Here is a 19,941-nt window from a genome sequence, read left to right on the forward strand (position 1 = left end):
TGTGTCTCAAGTCACACCAGAGTTGCGCGTGTTGACGGTTGCGCGAACGCCTGCCGCCTGCCCCGCGCATTCCTTCCTGAACGCAAATCGGATCCGCCGGACTCCGCCCGCAGACCTAGGTCCCGGCCGGTCCCCCCGCCCGATACGAACCGCACGGGCGTCCGGATAGCGTGCTGGACGTGCACCGAACCCCTTCGCTCCGTGAAGAGATCTTCCCCCATGCTGGTGGGGTGAGTGACGACGAGTTCCGCGCCGCCATGGCGCGGCTGGCGGCCGGCGTGGTGCTGGTGACGGCCCGCGACCCGGACGAGGGCCCGGCCGGCGAGGACGTGGGCATGACAGCCACCGCGGTCATGTCGGTCTCCCTCGACCCCCATCTCCTGATGGTGAGCGTTCGCAACGACTCACGCATGGAGGAGCTGCTGGGGCGGCAACCGCTGTGGGCCGTGTCACTGCTCTCCGAGGATCAGCGCCAGACAGCTGGGCGATTCGCGATGAAAGGCCGCATCAGCGACAAACTCCTCTTCCGGGAGACCCCGCACGAGCACGGCGACCACACGGGCGCTCCGATCCTCCGGGGCGCGCTGGCGGCCGTGGAGTGCCGCACCGAACAGCGCGTCACGGCCGGGGACCACACCCTGGTCATCGGGCGAGTGCTCACCACGCACCTGGGCTCCGACGGCGGACCGCTGATGTATTTCAAGGGGCGCTACCGCCGGCTCGACCCCTGAGCACATCCGGCGGGACGCGGAAATCGGCGAAAGAACTCTCCGCCATCTGCGGGAATTCTCCCCTATTCCCCCCGGCCGGCCCGCGGCCGACCGCATGAATTCACCCCGCCGGCGTCCCGCGGAACGGCCTCCGGGAATTCACGGAGGGCCTCGCCCACCGGTCCGGCGGTTTCCGTACAGCATTCCGGCGCGGAGACCGGGGGGATGGTCTCCGCGCCGGAACGGCGTTGTGAGTCCCGGGGACCGTCAGGGGGTGAGCCCGTCCAGCAGCTCCTCCAGGATGGAGACGTTGACGTCCCCGAGGAACTCGTAGTGCGGGGCGTAGTTGATGGCCTCGTTGTCCTCGCCGATCTGGCAGATGGTGTTGGTCACGCTGTCCTGCGCGACACCCTCGACACTGCTCAGCGGGTCGGCGGCGACGATCTGGGGGGTGTTGCCGCAGTCGTTGTAGACCTCGATACCCACGGTGGTGGTCTCGTCGCCGTAGTCGCCGTTCGACGCGGCGGCGGACGTCGCCGAGCCCGCGATCATGGCGGCCGCGGCCAGCGACAGGAACGACAGCTTGGCTGTTGTACGCATATTGTTCTCCACTTTCCGCCTTCCCCGGTGGAAGGGCCGATCGAGTTGTATCACTGTCACAGCAACTCTCCGGCTCAGCCAACGCAGGAGAATCCACATCGAAGGGGGACTTCATACGGATGGCGGTAAAGGCGCCGACGGCTCTTGTCCAAGCGCCTCGCGGAACGGAGCGGAACGCATATCGGCAAGGCCTCAACGCGGAACGGCGCATTCGGGATTCGGGCTCGTTATTCCGGGATTCCAGAAGCCGGCCGCACGGCGGACGGGCAGACGGGCAGACGGGCAGACGGGCAGACGGGCAGACGGGCAGACGGGCAGACGGGCAGAGGAGATCAGGACCGGCGGGCCGGACGCGGAAGCACGGCGCGCGGCGGTTCAGTCCCAGCCCCCGCCGCCCCGGCCACGTTTGGTGTCGCCGCGCCGTTTCTTCTCACGCAGCCGCCGTTCGTTCACGCCACGCGGCACCTTCGTCTTCCGCCGCGGCCGGGGCGGCGGCGCCGTGGCCTCGGCGAGCAGCGCCGCCAGCCGGACGGCGGCGGCCTCCCGGTTGCGCCACTGCGAGCGGTGCTCCGAGGCGCGCACGGTGAGCACGCCGTCGGTCAGCCGGCCGGCGAGCCGGTCCAGGGCCCGTTCCTTCCACACCGGTGGCAGAGCGTCCGTCGCCGCCAGGTCGAACAGGACCTCCACCTGGCTGTCGCTGGTGTTCACATGCTGGCCGCCGGGCCCGGAAGAACGGGAGAAACGCCACTTCAGCTCGGACTCCGGGAGGGCGACCGAGCCGCGGATGACATGGGGACCGGACATATGTGCCATGATCCCGCGTCGCGGGGGCCGCGTCATCCCGGTTTCGGCCTCCGGCGCCCCGGCGGGAAACGGCACGGAACGACAACGAACCCGGGATGGCAGGAACCCCACGGGCGGCCACCGGCGTTGTGGAGGATGACACCGGCCCGCACCCTGGGCCCGGACCGTCACCGAGCTCCGACGCACATCCGCACATCCATGCAGATCAGACGCGCATCAGACGCAAACCGAAGGGACTTCCCATGGCTGTGAGCCTGTCCAAGGGCGGCAACATCTCGCTCACCAAGGAGGCACCGGGCCTGACCGCCGTGACCGTGGGCCTCGGCTGGGACGTCCGTACCACCACCGGCACCGACTTCGACCTCGACGCCAGCGCCATCGCCGTCAACGCCTCCGGCCGGGTCGTGTCGGAGGGCCACTTCGTGTTCTTCAACAACAAGGCCACGCCGGACCAGACGATCGTCCACACCGGTGACAACCGCACCGGTGAGGGCGAGGGTGACGACGAGCAGATCCAGGTCAACCTCGCGGGCCTGCCCGCCGAGGTGGAGAAGATCGTCTTCCCGGTCTCCGTCTACGACGCCGAGGCGCGCAGCCAGAACTTCGGCCAGGTGCGCAACGCCTACATCCGGGTGGTCAACCAGGACGGGGGCAGCGAGATCGCCCGTTACGACCTGAGCGAGGACGCCGCGACGGAGACCGCCATGGTCTTCGGCGAGCTGTACCGGAACGGCGCGGAGTGGAAGTTCCGCGCCGTCGGCCAGGGCTACGCCTCCGGCCTCACCGGGATCGCGCAGGACTTCGGCGTCAACGTCTGATTCCGGCCCCCTCCGGCCCGGGAGCCCCTGCCCGGCGCGGCGCGCGCCTCCCGCGCGCCGCGCCGGGCGCGGCCCGTCCGGCCTGCGGACTTTGGATTCCCCGTCCACCGGGTACGAGTGGTGGACACACCCGGCCGGACGGCCGGAACAGGCCGGGACAGGCCGGAAAGAGGCGGGCACATGGCTCAGGAAGTACGCGGCGTGGTGGCGCGCGCGAAAGGCGAACCGGTACAGGTCGAGACGATCATCGTGCCGGACCCGGGCCCCGGCGAGGCCGTGGTGCGGATCCAGGCGTGCGGCGTCTGCCACACCGATCTGCACTACCGCGACGGCGGCATCAACGACGAGTTCCCGTTCCTCCTCGGCCACGAGGCGGCCGGAACGGTCGAGTCCGTCGGGCCGGACGTGACGGATGTGGCACCGGGCGATTTCGTGGTGCTCAACTGGCGCGCGGTGTGCGGCACCTGCCGCTCCTGCAAACGGGGCCGCCCCTGGTACTGCTTCGCCACGCACAACGCGAGCCAACCGATGACGCTGGCCGACGGCACCCCGCTGACCCCGGCTCTCGGCATCGGCTCCTTCGCCGAGAAGACGCTGGTCGCGGCCGGGCAGTGCACCAAGGTGGATCCTGCCGCCTCCGCCGCCGCGGCCGGGCTGCTGGGCTGTGGGGTGATGGCCGGTCTCGGCGCCGCCCTCAACACCGGCAAGGTGCAGCGCGGTGACTCGGTCGCCGTCATCGGCTGCGGCGGGGTGGGCAACGCCGCCGTCGCCGGTGCCCGGCTGGCGGGCGCCACCACGATCATCGCCGTGGATCTGGACGAACGGAAGCTGGAGCAGGCCCGGGGCCTCGGCGCCACCCACACCGTCCAGGCCGGCAGCGCCGACGTGGTCCAGTCCGTCCAGGAACTCACCGGGGGCTTCGGCGCCGACGTCGTCATCGACGCGGTCGGGCGCCCGGAGACCTACCGGCAGGCGTTCTACGCCCGGGACCTGGCCGGCACGGTCGTCCTGGTCGGGGTCCCCACCCCGGAGATGCGGCTGGAGCTGCCGCTGCTCGACGTCTTCGGGCGCGGCGGCTCCCTCAAGTCCTCCTGGTACGGCGACTGCCTGCCGGAGCGGGACTTCCCCGTGCTGATCGACCTCTATCTCCAGGGGCGGCTCGATCTCGACGCCTTCGTCAGCGAGACGATCGGCGTGGACGGCGTCGAGGAGGCGTTCGAGAAGATGCACCGCGGTGACGTGCTCCGCTCGGTGGTGGTGTTCCCGTGACGGATCACCGCACCACCCCGCGGGAACCGGAGTCCGGCGACGCCGCGGCGCCGTCGGGCGAGGTCCGGATCGAGCACCTCGTCACCTCCGGCACCTTCTCCCTCGACGGCTCCACCTTCGAGGTGGACAACAACGTCTGGCTGGTCGGCGACGACCGCGAGGTGTACGTCATCGACGCGGCGCACGACGCCGAGGCGATCCTCGCCGCGGTCGGCGACCGCCGCCTGCTCGGCGTGATCAGCACCCACGGGCACGACGACCACATCGACGCGGCGCCCGAGGTGGCGGAGCGCGCCGGAGCGCCGGTGCTGCTCCACCCCGAGGACCGGGTGCTGTGGGACATGCGCCACCCGGAGCGGGCCCCCGACGGCCCGCTCGCCGACGGTGACACCCTGACCGTGGGCTCCACGGACCTGGGCGTGCTGCACACCCCCGGGCACAGTCCCGGCGCGATCTGCCTGTACGCGCCCTCGCTGGCCACCGTGTTCTCCGGCGACACCCTCTTCCAGGGCGGGCCGGGCGCCACCGGACGCTCCTACTCCTCGTTTCCCCTGATCATCGACTCGATCCGGGACCGGCTGCTGACCCTGCCGCCGGAGACGGTGGTCCGTACCGGGCACGGCGACATGACGACGATCGGCGCGGAGGCGCCGCACCTGGAGGAGTGGATCGCCCGTGGCCACTGAGCCGCCGGGACGGGTGAAACGGACGAAACCGACGAGACCGACGAGATAGTCGGGACGGCCGGGACGGCCGGGGGCCGGACGGACAAGGGCCGGGGCACGAAGCCCTCGACCGCCCGGCTCCCGGCTCCCGGCCCCCGGCCCCCGGCCCCCGGCCCCCGGCCCCCGGCCCCCGGCCCCCGGCCCCCGGCCCCCGGCCCCCGGCGGGACGGTCCACGGGGGACCGCCCGCCACGGGGACCACTCGCCGTGAGGGCCCCGCCCGCCGTGGGAGCATCGGTCATGTGATCGACCTCGGCTACTCCCTCTCCCGTCGCTTCCCCGACCCACCGCAGACGGACTACCGCTCCGCAGGAACGCGGGAGCTGCGGCACGATCTGTTCTGCGGTGACGTCTACCTCGCCGACCCGGCGCGGGACCGGGAGTTGTCCACAGCCTGGGGATGGGTGCCGGTGCTCGACTTCGCCTGGGCCCTGTGCGACATCGTCGAGCAGCTCGACCGCGACCCGCGCGGCAGCCGCTCGCACCACCGCCACCACGCGGAGCTGGACTTCACCGAGTCCACGGAGCGGCTGCGCTTCGAGCGGCGCTTCGGCTGGGTGGACGTCCGCGCCGACTGGCAGGACGCCGGCGACCCCCCGCTCACCTTCGGCCACCGCGAACTGCGCCGCGAGGCCCGGGACTTCCTCCAGGACCTCGTCGCCGACCTCACGGACCTGCACCACTCCCTCGGCGAGAACCCGGTGATCTGGACTCTTCTCGCCCGCTACCCGCGCGTCTGAGCGGCGCACGGCGGCGCGCCGGCACCCGGGGCGCCATCGTGCCCTCCCGGGGCCGGCGCGCGGCCGCACGCGTCCCCGCCCGGGGCCCCGCTCAGCCGTTGACGCCGAGCGTGAGCGTGGCGGCGAAGCCGTCGGTGACGGAGCCGCCCAGCGAGGTGAGGGTGAGCAGACCCGAGGTGCTGCCGCCGCCGTCGTAGACGCGGTCGTCGTACAGATGCGTCTCCGGAGTGGTGTTCTCCCGGTACGGGGCCTCCGCCTGCACCCGCGCGTTGGTGTCGGGGTCGAAGAAGAGCTGCCCCGCGTGGGCGACCCTGCCCCCGGTGTACGAGCCGCCGGTACGCCGGACGTCCGTGTGCACCCGCAGCCCGGCGTGGACGGCGCGGGAGCGGTGGTGGCCGGGCCAGACGGAGACCAGCTCCACCTGGCCGTTCTCGTCGGTCGTCGCGGCGCCGCGGCAGAAGGTGCCGTTGTCCTCACCCGGGTGGCCGTTGCGGCCGACGAAACCGGAGTACTCGCCCAGGTGGTCCGCGTGCCACAGCTCCACCATCGCGCCGGTGAGCGGGGCGCAGCCGACGGCCTGGTCGACGACGGTGAGCAGGTAGTGCACCGGGAACCCGGGCCGGTCCTCGCTGATCCGCCCCCGGACCGGGGCGCCGGGCAGGGCGTACGGGGCCGGGTCGAACTCCTTGGTCAGCGCGCAGACACCGAGACCTTCACCGGTCGCGCTGCCGCTTCCGGTGGAGGAGGTGCCACGGGCCGAGGCCAGGCCGGCCAGGCCGAGCCCGGCGGCGGCCGCCGCCGCGGAGCCGCCGAGGAGGATGCGGCGCCGGCTGATCGACGGGGAACGCCGGTGCCGGCCCGCGTCCGCCCGCCGGGGGAACGGGGGTTGGGGGTTGTCTGCCATGCCCACGCAATCTAGAACACGCCTCCGAAGGCGCGCACACCGCTCCCCCGGTTGTGGACCACGGCGGCTCCCCGGCACCCGGCCCGCGGCTCGCCTACCGCTCGGTCCCCAGCCCGGTCAGGGGCGCGCCCGTGAGCCGGTAGCCCGTCCACTCGTCCTGCGGACGCGCGCCCAGCGACTCGTAGAAGCCGATGGCGGGCGCGTTCCAGTTGAGCACGGACCACTCCAGGCGGCCGTAGCCGCGCTCGACGCAGATCCGCGCGAGCTCGGCCAGCAGGGCCCGGCCGTGCCCCCGGCCGCGCGCCTCGGGGCGTACGTAGAGATCCTCCAGGTATATGCCGTGCACCCCCTGCCAGGTGGAGAAGTTGAGGAACCACAGCGCGAACCCCTCCACCGCGCCACCTGACTCCGCGATGTGCGCGAACACCGCCGGGCGCTCCCCGAAGAGGGCACGGTGGAGGTCGTCCTCGGTGGCGAGGACCTCGTGCCCGGCCTTCTCGTAGACGGCCAGCTCACGGATCATGGCGACGACGGCCGGGACGTCGTCCGGCGTGGCGGTACGAATCATGGGGGACAAGCTACGCCGGGGGTCGGACACCCCGCGCCCAGGGCCGGGCACCATGTCACGGACCACCGCCGGGGCGCCGCGCGAAACCCCCGCGGCCCTCCGGGGCGTCCTACCCCGTCGGCAGCCCTTCGCCCCACGTCTCGCCCTGCCTCTCGTCCCATGTACCGCCTCATGTCCAGCCCCACGTCCTCCCCGCGGGAGCCCGCCATCAGCCACGGACCGGACACCACGGAGCCCTCCGTTCCCGCCGCCGTTCCCGCCGCCGTTCCCAGCGGAACGGCCGGCACCGCGGGCCCCGCCCCCGGCGACACGGCCCCCGGCACCCCCGGCGCGGCGCCTCCCGCGGGGAAGCCCCCGGCGCCCCGGCAGGCGCGGAGGCCGCCCCCGGCCCCGGTCCGCGCGCCCGGGGGCGCGCGAGGCCCGGGGGGCGTGCGCTCCGCCGCCGGGCGCCTGCGGGCCGCGGCCGTCCTCGCCCCCGCCACCGTGTCCCTGTCCCTCGGCCTCTGGGGCGTCCGCCGGGGAACCAGCATGTGGCGGGACGAGTCGGTGACCTACCAGGTGGCCCACCGCGAACTCGCGGACCTGTGGCGCCTGCTGGGCGGGATCGACGCCGTCCACGGCCTGTACTACCTGCTCCTGCACGCCGTCTTCGGCGCGTGGGAGGGCGGCCTGCTCGCCCTGCGGCTGCCGTCCGTCCTGGCCACCGCCCTCGCCGCGGCCGGGGTCGCGTCGATCGCCCTCCGGCTCGCGGGCCCGCGGGCCGCCGCGCTCTCCGGCGTGGCGTTCGCCGTCCTGCCGATGGTGCAGCACTACGCGCAGGAGGGCCGCTCCTACGCGCTGGTCTGCGCCGCCGTGGTGTGGGGCTCCCGGCTGCTGCTCCACGCGCTGGACCGCGGAGGGGCCGCCCCCTGGGCCGGTTACGCGGCCACCCTGCTCGTCGCCTGCTGGCTGCACCAGTTCGCGGCGCTGGCCCTGCTCGCCCACGGCGTGACGCTGCTGCGCGTCCGTCCCCCGGCCGCCGCCCGGCGCGGCTGGACGGCGGCCGCGGCGGCCGTCGTCGCGGGAACGCTTCCGCTGGTGGTGCTGGGCGCCGCGCAGGCGGAACGGCAACTCGGCTGGCTGGGGCCGCCGGGGGCCGGCGACTGGCTGCTCCTCGCCGCGCTGGCCGCCGTGGGCTGGGCCTGCGCGCGAGCCCTCCGCTCGCCGAACGCCACCGCACCCGCACGGCCCCTCCCCGCGCCGGACACCACCGCACCCGCACGGCCCCTCCCCGCGCCGGGAGACGCTCCGCCCGGACCCGCCGGGCGGCCCGGACCGGCGCTCCCCTCCGCCCCGGGCGCCCCGGCCGCCCCGCCCGAACCCCGCGCCCCCTCGACCTCGTCCCCACCGGAGCCCGGGCCGCCGGCCGCGTCCCGTACCGCCCCCCGTACCGGCGCCGGCCGGCCGGTGACGGTCGCCGCCCTCGCGCTCCCCCTGCTGCTCCTCCCGCCCGTGCTGCTGATGACGGTCTCCCTGCTCCGGCCCTGGTACGTCGACCGCTACGTCCTGTACTCCACGGCCGGTCTCGCCCTGCTGTGCGGCGCCTCCCTCGACCGCGCCCTCGGCCCGGCGGGGCCGGGGCGGCCGCTCCCGGGCAGCGGCCGTCGTCCCGCCCGGATCGCGCTGGTGTGCGCCGGCGTGGCCGCGCTGATCTCCGTCCTGCTCCCGTGGTCACTGGCCCTGCGCTCCCCGGAGAGCCGCAAGGACGACGCCGTGGCCGTGGCGGAGGCCGTACGGGCCTCGGCTGCGCCCGGGGACGCGGTGCTGTTCCTGCCGTCCCGGCGCCGGGAATGGCTGCTGTCCTTCCCCCGGCTCCGCGCCCGCCTCGACGACCTGGCCCTGGAACGGGAACCCGCCGCCTCCGCCACGCTCCAGGGCACGGAGCTCCCACCGGCGGAGATCCGCCGCCGGATGCTCGCCACCGACCGGATCATCGCCCTGACCGACCCGGTGGGGCAGCCCCGCGACCCGGACGCCGGGGAGGCCGTCAAACGGGAGACGCTGAAGTCGCACTTCCGTGTCTGCCGCGTGGAGGAACTGCCGGGCGCCCGGCTCGTGGTGCACGTCCGCTCCGGGGCAAGGTGCACGTCGGTCCGATGACGCCGCCGGCCCGGCCCATCTGCCCCGCGCGCCGGGGGCGTACCCCTCGCTCACCCGTCCGGGTCTTCCGTCCGTCCGGCGGGCCCCGGGACCGTCTCCGTAGCGCGGGAACCCCGCGGCGGAACCAGGACCAAGGGAGGCGGCACGGCCATGGACCGACGGCGATTCCTCCAGTCGGGCACGCTCGCGGGCGGCGCGCTGTTCCTTTCCCGGCCACCCGCCGGCACCGCCCGCGCGGAGCCGGCGGCCGGTCCTCCCACGGGACTGCCGCCGGTCGACGACCCGCAGTACCTCTCGCCGGTCGGCGACCCGGCCGCCGTCCCCCGCTTCGTCAACCCGCTGCCCCGCCCCTCCCGTCTGGACCTGCGGCGCGGCGGGAGACACGCCCTCCGCCTGGCCCCGGCCGTGCGGGATCTCCTCGGGGGCGGACTGGGCCTGCGGACACCCGTCTGGGGCTTCGGCCCACCCGGCGGGGCGGTGGCCTTCCCCGGGCCCACCCTGATCGCCCGCAGCGGCCGGCCCACCACGGTGAACTGGCTCAACCACCTGCCCCGCCACCACCTGCTGCCCGTGGACCCGACGCTCCACCAGGCCTTCTCCCACTCCACCCACACCATCGCGCGGGACGGCGTTCCCGCCGTGGTGCATCTGCACGGCGGCCACACCGACGCGGACAGCGACGGTCACCCGGACGCCTGGTACACGGCACGCGGCGTGACCGGACCCCGCTTCTCCGGTTCGCGGTACTCCTACGCCAACAGCCAGGAGGCCGCCACCCTCTGGTACCACGACCACACCCTCGGCCTCACCCGCCTCAATGTCTACGCGGGCCTGGCGGGCTTCTACCTCCTCCGCGACCGGCGGGAACGCGAGCTCATCACCTGCCACCGGCTGCCCGATCCCCGCTACGAGCGGGAACTCGTCATCCAGGACCGCATGTTCCACCCCGACGGCCGGCTCGCCTACCCGGACGCGCCCGCGGCCTCCCCTGCCTGGCCGGGCGGGCCGTCGATCCGGCCCGAGTTCTTCGGCCAGGTCCTCCTCGTCAACGGCCGGGCGTGGCCCTGCGCCGCGGTGGAGCCCCGCCAGTACCGGCTGCGCCTGCTCAACGGCTCCAACTCGCGCTTCTACCGTCTCTCCCTGGACGGCGGCCGGCCGGTCCCGGTCACACTCATCGGCACGGACGACGGGTTCCTCCACCGGCCTCTCCCGCTCACGGAGCCCCTGGTGCTCGCGCCGGGTGAACGGGCCGACCTCGTCGCCGACTTCCGGGGGTGCGCCGGAGCCACGTTCGACCTCGGCAACGACGCCCCGACCCCATTCCCGGACGGGACGCCCGTGCTGCCGCCGGCCGACAAGGTGCTCCGGTTCCAGGTCACCCGGCCCTACGACGCACGGGTGCCCGAACCGCGGCTGCCGGCCGCCCTGCGCCCCGGGCCGTTCCGCGTCCCGCGGCCGGTGACCCGGACCCGCCGGCTCCTGCTCTTCGAGGGCCAGGACGCGTACGGCCGGCCCAAGCCGCTGCTCGGGACGGTCGAGCGGGGCACGTCGGCGTGGGACGCGCCGGTCACCGAGACCCCGCGCCCGCACACGGCCGAGATCTGGGAGTTCTTCAACACCACGTCCGACACCCACCCCATCCACCTCCACCTGGTGAGCTTCCAGGTGCTCGGCCGGGCCGCCTTCACCGCGGACCAGGACCCGGCCGGTGGCGCGCTCTCGAACATCCGCACCGAACCGCCCGAACCCCCGGACGGGACGGAGACGGGCCCGAAGGACACCGTGCAGGCGCCACCGGGCCGGGTCACCCGGGTCAAGGCCTTCTTCGACAGATGCGGCACCTACGTCTGGCACTGCCACATGCTCGAACACGAGGACCACGAGATGATGCGGAACTTCCAGGTCCGCTGACCCGCGGGTGCAAGCCCGGCACCACCAGCCGGGACGTCATCCGGGGCGTGGGCCCCTGCTGACCGGGCGCCACGCGCCGCCGCCACGGGGCACGCCCACGCCCGGCCCGACCACACCACCGGGACCACCGGCCGGCGCCCGGGACCACCGGGCCCGCGCGGACCCCGCGGCCCCTGCCGACGGACGCCTCCGGCAGGGGCCGCGGCACGGCACCGCCCACCCGGCGGACACCCCCGCGCCGCCGTCCGCGCGCCGGGGCGGCCACCCGCCCGGCCCCCACCAGGGTGCCCACGACCGGGGCGTAGCGCAGGCTGGAGTCTGCGCCGCCGGTGCGCGGCGGGGCGCCCGGCCCGCGCCGGGCCGCGCAGTCCTCCCAGCAGCCGGGAAGTCGCGGTGATGACGGATGTCCACGGACGGTCTTCGCATCCTGCCGCTGGCCGTCACGATGATGATGGGGCCACAGATCATGTCGGCGATCATCCTCGTGACCTCGCCCCGGGCGGTCCGGGTCTCCCTCGCCTTCCTCGCGGGTGTGCTGGCCGCGACGACCGCCGGGGTGATGGTGATGCTGGGCGTCGCCGGGCTCGTCGGGAACGCGGTGGACCTCGGTTCACCGTCCGACCGGGGTTCGACCGGCCACATCGTGGAGTACGTCCTCGTGGGCCTGCTGGCGCTCCTCGCCCTGCGGAACTGGCTGGGCCGGAAGACGGCCGAGCCGCCGAAGTGGCTGGGCACGCTGATGTCGGCCGGTCCGTCCAGAGCGCTCGCGATCGGCCTGCTCGTCATCCTGCTGATGCCGTCGGACCTCGTGGTCATGCTCACCGTCGGCATCCACATCCGGCACGGGCACGGGAACGTCACCGACGTGGTGCCGTTCATCCTGCTCACCACGCTGATCGCCGCGCTGCCGCTGCTCGGGCGGCTCCTCTTCCACCGGCACGCGGAAGCCGCCACGCCGGCCCTGCGGACGTGGATGAACACCCACAGCTGGCTGGTGAACATCCTCGCCTGCCTGATCTTCATCCTGCTGATCCTCTTCTGAGCCCCGGCCCGTCGGCACCCGGAACGCGCCACCGCCGGGACGGGCGGCAACCCGTCCCGACGCGGTGGGACACGGCCTTCCGCGACCGGTTCAGGCACTCTGCCGGAGCATCCGGGCGGTCAGCTCGGCGGGGGCCTTGTGCGGTGAGCCGGCGTCGTAGGGCGGCCGGGGGTCGTACTGGAGCATCAGCTGCACGGTCTGTGCGGTGGCGTCCCCGGCGATCCGCCCGGCCAGGGCCAGGCCCATGTCGATCCCGGCCGACACGCCCGCCGCGGTGACGTACTTGCCGTCGAACACGTACCGCTCGTCCACGACCTCCACCCCCAGGGCCCGGAGGCCGTCCATGGCGGTCCAGTGGGTGGTCGCACGGCGGCCGGTGAGCAGTCCGGCCGAGCCGAGGATCAGCGAACCTGTGCACACCGAGGCCGTCCAGGTGGTGGTGGCGTCCACGGCCCGCAGCCAGTCGAGCACCTCCGGCTTCTTCTGCTGCTCGTGCGGGAAGGGGCCGCCGGGCACCAGCACGATGTCCGGCCGCGTCACCTCCTCCAGCGTGGCCTCGGCCACCAGGCGGAGGCGGCCGCTGTCGTTGCGCACCGGGCCGCGCCGCTCGGCCACGAACACCGGCTCGGCACCCGGCAGTCCGGCGAGGGTGTCGTACGGGCCGACGGCGTCGAGGGCGGTGAACTGTTCGTAGAGCAGGATCGCGATCTGCATGAGTTTCCTTCTCGTTGACGTACCTGACGTGTGATCAGGGACGGAACCGGCGCCGATACTCGGCGGGCGCCGTCCCCAGGTCCCGGACGAAGGCCCGGCGCATGGCCTCCGGTGTGCCGTAACCGCAGGCGCGGGAGATCTCCTCGATCCCGTCCCCCGTGTCCTCCAGCAGCCGCCGCGCCGCCTCGAGCCGCACCTGGTCCACGTACCGCCCGGGCGGGGTGCCGATCTCCTCCCGGAACGCCCGGGCGAAATGGCGGGGCGAGAGGTTCGCCCGCGCGGCCAGGGCGCCGACGGACAGGTCCGCGTCCGGGTGCTCGGCGATGTACTGCTGGACGTCACGGAGCGGACGGCGCTGTGCGCTCTGCGCGGCGAGCTGGACGCTGAACTGCCGCTGGCCGCCGGGGCGGCGGAGGAAGACGACCAGGTAGCGGGCGACCGTGAGCGCCACGTCGCGGCCGAGGTCCTCCTCCACGAGGGCGAGCGCGAGGTCGATGCCGCTGGTCACGCCGGCGGACGTGGACACCGGTCCGTCGCGGATGTAGATGGGGTCCGGATCCACCTCCACGCCGGGGTACCGCTCGGCCAGCCCTTCCCACAGTGCCCAGTGGGTCGTCACCCGGCGCCCGTCCAGCAGCCCTGCCGCGGCCAGCGCATAGGCCCCGGTGCACACCGACACCAGACGCCGCGCCGCCGGGGCGTGCCCCCGCAGCCACGCCACCAGCCCCGGATCCACCGCCCGGGTCCCCTCACCGCCCGGCACGATCAGGGTGTGCGGGACGGGCGCGCCCGTCAGCGCGAGATCCGGCGTGACCGACAACCCGCTGGAGGTGCGCACCGGTGAGCCGTCCAGGCTGCCGGTCCGGATGTCGTACGCGCCGGGGACCACACCGGCCGCACCGGCGAAGACCTCCAGCGGTCCGGTGAAGTCCAGGCTCAGTACGCCGTCGAAAAGGACGATGAGCACGGTGCGCCGTTCCATGGCGTCCATGCTGGCCACCGGCGAGGACGGCAGCAATGCCGAGATCCCCACCTTTCCTGCCACCGGTTCCCGCCATCCACCGGCGCGCGAGGCCACGGCCCCGGGCCACTCGACGAGAACCGGGGCGAGCTGGTCGGCCGGATCGACGGGGCGATGGGGGCGATGGGGGCGATGGCCCCCGCCCCTCGGCGGAGGGCCGACCAGGGCCTCGCCGCCCGGGTTGCCGTCAAAAATGGATGTCAAACGCCCCGGGCGATCATGAGCCCGGGGCGTTGTGGCTGGTGAGAGGGAGAGCCGACTGTCGGGTTCGAACCGACGACCTTCGCTTTACAAGAGCGGTGCTCTACCAGCTGAGCTAAGTCGGCGACGCGCGCTGCGCGTGGAAGCGGCTCCACTGTACACAGGGCGCGGGGTCACCGGCCACGGCCGGACGGGGGCGCGCCGGGGCAGGGTTCGGGGTACCGGTGGGCCGCCCGACGGGGGTACACGGTCCCCGTCCGGGGCGGGCGCACGGCCCTCGTCCAGGGCGGGCGCACGGCCCTCGCCCAGAGCGGGGCCCGCCCCCTCCGGAGCGGGGCAATTCCCCCACCTCCGCCCAGCCCGACCCCAGGGGCGTCCCCGGCCCGCGGGCCGCGCCGCCCGGAGGGCGAGATCGCAACCGGATCGGTACTGACAAAGCGGTTCCGTGCGGCTAGCGTCAGGCCATCGGTCCGCGTCCCGCGGGCCGGACAACCACCTTTACTCGGATCGTCCGGCACGTTCCTGCCGGTGAGGGGACACATCACCATGGCTACGGTCACGTTCGACAACGCCACGCGCGTCTACCCCGGCTCGGAGAAGCCCGCGGTCGACAAGCTCAACATCGAGATCCAGGACGGCGAGTTCCTGGTGCTCGTCGGCCCCTCCGGCTGTGGGAAGTCCACCTCCCTGCGGATGCTGGCCGGCCTGGAGGACGTCAACGGCGGCGCGATACGCATCGGTGAGCGCGACGTCACGCACCTCCCGCCGAAGGACCGGGACATCGCCATGGTGTTCCAGAACTACGCGCTCTACCCGCACATGACCGTCGCCGACAACATGGGCTTCGCGCTCAAGATCGCCGGTGTGCCCAAGACGGAGATCCGGAAGAAGGTCGAGGACGCGGCGAAGATCCTCGACCTCACCGAGTACCTGAGCCGCAAGCCGAAGGCGCTCTCCGGCGGCCAGCGGCAGCGGGTGGCGATGGGCCGCGCGATCGTGCGTGAGCCGCAGGTGTTCCTCATGGACGAGCCGCTGTCGAACCTCGACGCCAAGCTCCGCGTCTCCACCCGCACCCAGATCGCGGGGCTCCAGCGCCGCCTCGGCATCACCACGGTCTACGTCACCCACGACCAGGTCGAGGCCATGACCATGGGTGACCGGGTCGCGGTGCTCAAGGACGGCCTGCTGCAGCAGGTCGACTCGCCGCGGAACATGTACGACCGCCCGGCGAACCTCTTCGTCGCCGGCTTCATCGGCTCCCCGGCCATGAACCTCGTCGAGGTGCCGATCACCGACGGTGGCGTCAAGTTCGGCAACAGCGTCGTGCCCGTCTCCCGTGAGGCGCTGAGCGCCGCCTCCGAGCGCGGCGACCGCACGGTCACCGTCGGCGTCCGCCCGGAGCACTTCGACGTCGTCGAGCAGAACGGCGCCGCCGCCCGCACCCTCGCCAAGGAGTCCGCGGACGCCCCGGCCGGCCTGGCCGTCCAGGTCAACGTCGTCGAGGAGACGGGCGCCGACGGCTACGTCTACGGCACCGTCGAGGTCGGCGGCGAGACCCGGGACCTGGTCGTCCGGGTCAACAGCCGCGAGGTGCCGGAGAAGGGCACCGAGCTGCACGTCGTCCCGCGCCCGGGCGAGACCCACGTGTTCTCGACCTCCACCGGCGAGCGTCTCTCCGACTGACCCGCCGGGCCCGACCGGCCTGCCGGGCCCGGGAGGCCCGGCAGGGACCTCGGACACCGGGCATCGCACGACCCGACGCGGCGCCGCGTCCCGAACCGGGGCGCGGCGCCGCCGTCTCACGGCGGCTCGCGCCTGTTCGCCGGTGCGCCGGCCGGCCTCCGGCGCGCGTCACCCGGCCGCCGCCGCCCGCCCGCATCCGTCCCCGTGGCGCCGGACGGCGGATCGCGTGCCACGGGGCGCCGGTCAACCACCGAACCCGCGGCGCGCGGGCCGTCACTCAGCAGGGTGACAGATTGCTCAATTCGCCTCACCCAGCGCTACCATCGCCGCGTGAACACCGCAGCCCGCCGTATCGGCCGTAGTCTCGCCCTCGTCATCCCCGTCGTGCTGGTCCTCTCCGGGACCCTCGCGGTCAGCCGCGTCGCCTGGTCGAACCCCGACACGGACCCCGTGCTCGCCGCCTCCTCGGCCCATTCCTCCGCCGCGGCCGTGCCACGCGCCGCTCACGAGGTGCTGCGGGAGCGGCTCGTCGCCGAACTCCGCGAGGAGGATCCGGGGGTGGCCCTCACCCACCTCCAGCAGGAGGTCAACCGCCGCCCCTCGCTGGCCGCGCACTGCGTGTCCCTCGCCCGGAGCCTGGGCCGGGCCGCCGTCGCCAAGTACGGCCCCCGGGAGGCGCAGAAGTTCGCGCGGCCGGTCTGTGACACGTCGTTCGCGGCCGGTGTGTCCGAACAGGCGCGCTGACCCTCCGGCCCGTCCGGCCCCTCCGCACTCCCCCGGTTTCCGTCCCCGCGCCTGAACCCGCCGTTAGGGTGCGGCGCATGACCTTCCCGACCCAAGCCGTGATCCTGGCCGGTGGCCAGGGATCACGGCTCCGTCCGTACACGGATGACCGGCCCAAGCCGATGGTGGAGATCCCGGGGACCGGGACACCCATCATCGGCCACCAACTGGCCTGGCTCGCCGACGAGGGCGTCACCGACGTGGTCGTCTCCTGCGGCCATCTCGCCGAGGTCCTGCAGAGCTGGCTGGCGGAGGCCGGTGAGTGGCTGCCGCTGCGGATCACGACCGTCGTCGAGGACGAGCCCCTCGGCCGTGGCGGCGGGCTCAAACTCGCGGCAGCCTCGCTCCCCCACCCCGGCCGGCCGTGGTACGCCACCAACTCGGACGTCTGGACCCGCTTCTCCCTCCGCGAGATGGCCGCCTTCCACCAGGAGCGGGACGCCGTGGCCACCCTGGCGCTGGCCCGCCCCCGGATCCCCTGGGGCGTGGTGGAGACCAACGCCTTCGGCCACGTCCTGGACTTCATCGAGGCCCCGCCGTCGCCCTACCCGGTCAACGCCGGGGTGTACGTCTTCTCCCCCTCGTTCGCCGGGCTGCTGCCGGACCGCGGCGATCACGAACGCACCACCTTTCCGCGGCTGGCGCGGGACCGGCGGCTGGCCGGTTACCCGCTGCCGCTCGGGGCGTACTGGCGTGCCATCGACACGGCGAAGGATCTGGCGAAGGCGGCCGAGGAGCTGGCCGGTCTGCGCGGTTCCGACCCGAGCACGCCGGAGGGCTGACGCGGCCGGGCACCCACCGGCGGGCGCCGTCCGCCCGTGGGTGCCCGGCACGACGCGCGGACACGCACCGCGCGCCATGTCCCCGCCGTGACGTCTCCGGTGATGTGACCACGCCGCCGCGACACCGGCCCACCGGGGATCCGGGGCACCGCCCCACCGGGGCTCCGGCCGCGGTCCCGGCCCCGGTGCCCGCCCCGCCGGGGATCCGGCCGCGGGCTTCGCACCCCCGGTCACTCCTCCCGCGCCGCCCGGCCGCCGTGGCCGGCCCCGCGCACCCGGCGGGCCGGCCACGGCGGCCGGCGGCCTCAGCCCAGCAGGCCGCCCAGTGCCCCGCGGCCGCCCGACGAACCGTCCGAGCCCCCCGAGCCGCCGTCGGATCCGCCGGAGCCGCCGCCCGGGGAGCCGCCGTCGTCCGCGCCGTCGTCCCAGCCGCTTCCGCCGTCGCCGTCGTCCGCGGGCCCCGACCCGCTGGGCGGGGGCACCGGGGCGGCCGTCGGGCGGGGCCCGCCCGTTCCGCTTCCCGGGGCCGTCCCCCGCGAGGGCTCCGTGCCGCCCGGCTCGTTCCGCCGTGCCGCGTCCGGAGCCTCCCCGGTGGACGGCGCGGCCGACGGATCGACGGGGCCCTCCTCGTCGCGCGGTCCCGGATCCGTCTCCCCGTCCGCCACGGAGGGGTCGTCCGCCGTGGACTCGCGGGGCAGCGGGGAGCCGGGCAGGTGGTTGCGCGGGGTCTCCCCGGGGCGGCTGGGCACGGTCGTCAGATCGGTGGAGCGGACGGCTCCGCCGAGCACGGCGCCCGTGACCAGCGAGCCGCCCACCACCACGGCGGCCATCACCGAACCGCGCCGCAGCACCCGGCGCCGCAGCTCACGGACCTCCACCCGCGGCCCCAGCCGCCGCCACGCCTCGCCGACCAGCCTCGCGTCCAGCGAGTAGACCGGGGCGCCCGCGATGACCAGCGGGCTCCAGGCGGCGAGGTACAGCAGGTCCGGCACGGCGTAACCGGCGGCGCCACGCCAGCTCACGGTCAGCAGCAGCGCGGCCGACAGCAGGACCCCGAGGGCGGCGGCGAGCCGCTGCCAGAGGCCGCAGACCGTGAGCACCCCCACCACGATCTGGAGGAACGCCACCGTCAGCCCGGAGCCGACCGGGTGCGCCAGCGCGAAGTCGTGCAGTGGTGCCGCGAGGCCCGAGGGCTCGAGGGAACGCAGCCAGTGCACCAGGGAGCCGCGCTCCGTGCCGTCGAAGTACACCGGGTCGCAGAGCTTGCCCATCCCCGCGTAGACGGCGGCGAAGCCCAGCAGGATGCGGAGCGGGAGCAGCACGACGCCCAGGTTCATCCGGCGGTCGGGGTAGTAGGCGTGGCGGACGCCCTCCGCACCGGCGCGCGCCCCACGCGGCTTCCCGCTCCGGCGCGCGTCGGCGCCGTCGTCCTCACCCTCGTCCTCGTCGGGACCGTCTGGCCCGGTCGTCCCGGCCGGCTCCGCGTACGGGAACGGGGAGCCGTACGGGTCGTCCGCCCGGTACGGGTCGCCGGCTCCGTGCGGCGGGTCCGGCGCGTATCCGGCCCGGCCGGGGTGGGCGACGGCCGCCGGGAGCAGGGCGGTGGCGTCCGCGGGGCCACGGCCGTACGGCCCCGGCGGCTGGGCCTCGCCGCCGTGGGTGCCGTCCGCGTCGTAGTGGGAGCTGTGGGAGCTGTAGGTGCCGTCGGAGGGGTAGCTGCCGGCGGAGGTGGAGGCGGAAGCGGAGCTGTCGTCGCCGGGGTCGTGATCGTCGTAGGCGCCGCGCACCGGGCGGATACCGCCCAGCAGCGGGCTCGCCGGACCACCGGGGCCCTGGCCCCCGGCGCCGGGGGCGGCGGATCGGTGGCGGGCGTCCCCGTCGGGGCCGACGCGGGGCAGGAGCTGGGTCGACGTGAGGTCGTCCGGGGCGGTGCCACCGCTCCCCGCACCGCTCCCTTCGGCGGCGGCCGGGCCCGTGCCCGCGCCGGGGAGCGCGGGTTCGCCCGGGGCGCGCCGGGCGGCGGGTGCCCCCGGGGCGCTGGGAGGTACCCCCGGCCCGGTGGGGAATGGCCCGCCCGGGCCCGGGAGGCGAAGGCCGGCGGGAGGCGGGTCGGGGAGCCCGGCGTCGGGGAGGACAGGGAGCGCGGCGGTTCGGGCCAGGCCCGGAGCGGCCGCGGCCGGGGCGGCCGGCCGGCCGGCCCACCCCGCCGGCGCCCGTCGGCCCGCGACGGGGACGGCGCCGACGCGCGTGAAGCGCGCCGGCGCCGGCATCCGCAGCCGGGCCGGCACGGCGGCGAGCTGCACCCGGAAACTGGCCTGGTTGAGGGAGATCTGGGCAGGGTCGGACGGCACCTTCACCGTGCTCCACGGGGGCTCGTCGTCGAAGCCCTGCGAGCGCTGTCCCCCGGGAGGACGGTGTGTTCTGGTCTCCACACTCCTCTAACCGAGTGACGGCCGGTAAAGACACTGCCGCGGCGCCGGGCGCCGGAACGCCCGGGCTGGCCCGGCGGCGTCCCCCGGCCGCCCGGG

18 protein-coding genes and 1 tRNA gene are annotated in these 19,941 nt (G+C 74.6%); 11 read left to right on the top strand and 8 right to left on the bottom strand.

Annotated features, from left to right (window positions below):
• Positions 1 to 230 precede the first annotated feature (230 nt).
• Entirely contained in the window at positions 231 to 731 is a 501-nt protein-coding gene (locus HCK00_RS05475; protein ID WP_311765159.1) for a flavin reductase family protein, read from the top strand.
• A gap of 246 nt (positions 732 to 977) precedes the next feature.
• On the opposite strand, the gene HCK00_RS05480 is transcribed toward HCK00_RS05475, so the two are convergent.
• Entirely contained in the window at positions 978 to 1,310 is a 333-nt protein-coding gene (locus HCK00_RS05480; protein ID WP_168100587.1) for a hypothetical protein, read from the bottom strand.
• 375 nt (positions 1,311 to 1,685) lie between these two features.
• Entirely contained in the window at positions 1,686 to 2,114 is a 429-nt protein-coding gene (gene arfB / locus HCK00_RS05485) for an alternative ribosome rescue aminoacyl-tRNA hydrolase ArfB (RefSeq protein WP_168100588.1), read from the bottom strand.
• A 242-nt stretch (positions 2,115 to 2,356) separates the two neighbouring features.
• Between arfB and HCK00_RS05490 the strand changes: the two genes are divergently transcribed.
• The 4 genes from HCK00_RS05490 to HCK00_RS05510 all read left to right on the top strand — a co-directional run bounded on the left by HCK00_RS05490 (position 2,357) and on the right by HCK00_RS05510 (position 5,665).
• A complete protein-coding gene (locus tag HCK00_RS05490; RefSeq protein ID WP_168100589.1) occupies positions 2,357 to 2,932 on the top strand; it encodes a TerD family protein in 576 nt (191 codons plus the stop codon).
• Between the two features lie 180 nt (positions 2,933 to 3,112).
• Complete coding sequence (locus HCK00_RS05495) at positions 3,113 to 4,201, top strand: S-(hydroxymethyl)mycothiol dehydrogenase (RefSeq protein WP_168100590.1); 1,089 nt, start codon at positions 3,113 to 3,115, stop codon at positions 4,199 to 4,201.
• Between the two features lie 68 nt (positions 4,202 to 4,269).
• On the top strand, positions 4,270 to 4,887 hold the full coding sequence (locus HCK00_RS05500; protein WP_311765175.1) for an MBL fold metallo-hydrolase: 618 nt from the start codon (positions 4,270 to 4,272) through the stop codon (positions 4,885 to 4,887).
• 280 nt (positions 4,888 to 5,167) lie between these two features.
• Positions 5,168 to 5,665 carry a hypothetical protein gene (locus tag HCK00_RS05510; RefSeq protein WP_168100592.1) on the top strand — a complete coding sequence of 166 codons (498 nt, stop codon included), beginning with the start codon at positions 5,168 to 5,170 and terminating at the stop codon, positions 5,663 to 5,665.
• 91 nt (positions 5,666 to 5,756) lie between these two features.
• On the opposite strand, the gene HCK00_RS05515 is transcribed toward HCK00_RS05510, so the two are convergent.
• Positions 5,757 to 6,569, bottom strand: coding sequence for a dioxygenase family protein (locus HCK00_RS05515; RefSeq protein WP_168100593.1), 813 nt, complete (start codon positions 6,567 to 6,569; stop codon positions 5,757 to 5,759).
• Between the two features lie 94 nt (positions 6,570 to 6,663).
• Complete coding sequence (locus HCK00_RS05520) at positions 6,664 to 7,137, bottom strand: GNAT family N-acetyltransferase (RefSeq protein ID WP_168100594.1); 474 nt, start codon at positions 7,135 to 7,137, stop codon at positions 6,664 to 6,666.
• A gap of 429 nt (positions 7,138 to 7,566) precedes the next feature.
• Here HCK00_RS05520 and HCK00_RS05525 point away from each other — a divergent pair, with 429 nt between their 5' ends.
• The 3 genes from HCK00_RS05525 to HCK00_RS05535 all read left to right on the top strand — a co-directional run bounded on the left by HCK00_RS05525 (position 7,567) and on the right by HCK00_RS05535 (position 12,229).
• Entirely contained in the window at positions 7,567 to 9,276 is a 1,710-nt protein-coding gene (locus tag HCK00_RS05525; RefSeq protein WP_168100595.1) for a glycosyltransferase family 39 protein, read from the top strand.
• 150 nt (positions 9,277 to 9,426) lie between these two features.
• Positions 9,427 to 11,187, top strand: a complete 1,761-nt coding sequence (locus HCK00_RS05530) for a multicopper oxidase family protein (RefSeq protein ID WP_168100596.1) — start codon at positions 9,427 to 9,429, stop codon at positions 11,185 to 11,187.
• 403 nt (positions 11,188 to 11,590) lie between these two features.
• Positions 11,591 to 12,229, top strand: coding sequence for a GAP family protein (locus HCK00_RS05535; RefSeq protein WP_168100597.1), 639 nt, complete (start codon positions 11,591 to 11,593; stop codon positions 12,227 to 12,229).
• A gap of 90 nt (positions 12,230 to 12,319) precedes the next feature.
• Here HCK00_RS05535 and HCK00_RS05540 read toward each other — a convergent pair whose 3' ends face one another.
• From HCK00_RS05540 to HCK00_RS05550, 3 genes are all read right to left on the bottom strand, one after another.
• The gene (locus HCK00_RS05540; RefSeq protein WP_168100598.1) at positions 12,320 to 12,943 is read right to left on the bottom strand and encodes a DJ-1/PfpI family protein; all 624 of its coding nucleotides are present in this window, start codon (positions 12,941 to 12,943) and stop codon (positions 12,320 to 12,322) included.
• A gap of 34 nt (positions 12,944 to 12,977) precedes the next feature.
• Positions 12,978 to 13,925: a GlxA family transcriptional regulator gene (locus HCK00_RS05545; protein WP_168100720.1), complete on the bottom strand. Its 948-nt coding sequence runs from the start codon at positions 13,923 to 13,925 to the stop codon at positions 12,978 to 12,980.
• Positions 13,926 to 14,217: 292 nt separating this feature from the next.
• Positions 14,218 to 14,290 (bottom strand) — tRNA-Thr (locus tag HCK00_RS05550).
• A 421-nt stretch (positions 14,291 to 14,711) separates the two neighbouring features.
• Between HCK00_RS05550 and HCK00_RS05555 the strand changes: the two genes are divergently transcribed.
• The 3 genes from HCK00_RS05555 (at position 14,712) to HCK00_RS05565 (ending at position 17,413) form a co-directional block, all read left to right on the top strand.
• Positions 14,712 to 15,848 (top strand): ABC transporter ATP-binding protein, encoded by a 1,137-nt coding sequence (locus HCK00_RS05555; protein ID WP_168100599.1) that lies wholly within the window; start codon positions 14,712 to 14,714, stop codon positions 15,846 to 15,848.
• Between the two features lie 330 nt (positions 15,849 to 16,178).
• On the top strand, positions 16,179 to 16,592 hold the full coding sequence (locus HCK00_RS05560; protein WP_168100600.1) for a hypothetical protein: 414 nt from the start codon (positions 16,179 to 16,181) through the stop codon (positions 16,590 to 16,592).
• A gap of 77 nt (positions 16,593 to 16,669) precedes the next feature.
• Positions 16,670 to 17,413 (top strand): nucleotidyltransferase family protein, encoded by a 744-nt coding sequence (locus tag HCK00_RS05565; RefSeq protein WP_168100601.1) that lies wholly within the window; start codon positions 16,670 to 16,672, stop codon positions 17,411 to 17,413.
• Between the two features lie 305 nt (positions 17,414 to 17,718).
• Here the strand turns inward: HCK00_RS05565 and HCK00_RS05570 are convergent, their stop codons facing one another.
• Complete coding sequence (locus HCK00_RS05570) at positions 17,719 to 19,845, bottom strand: DoxX family protein (protein WP_311765160.1); 2,127 nt, start codon at positions 19,843 to 19,845, stop codon at positions 17,719 to 17,721.
• Positions 19,846 to 19,941 lie beyond the last annotated feature (96 nt).

It is taken from the genome of Streptomyces zingiberis, from assembly GCF_012034935.1.
Classification (GTDB): Bacteria; Actinomycetota; Actinomycetes; order Streptomycetales; family Streptomycetaceae; genus Streptomyces; species Streptomyces zingiberis.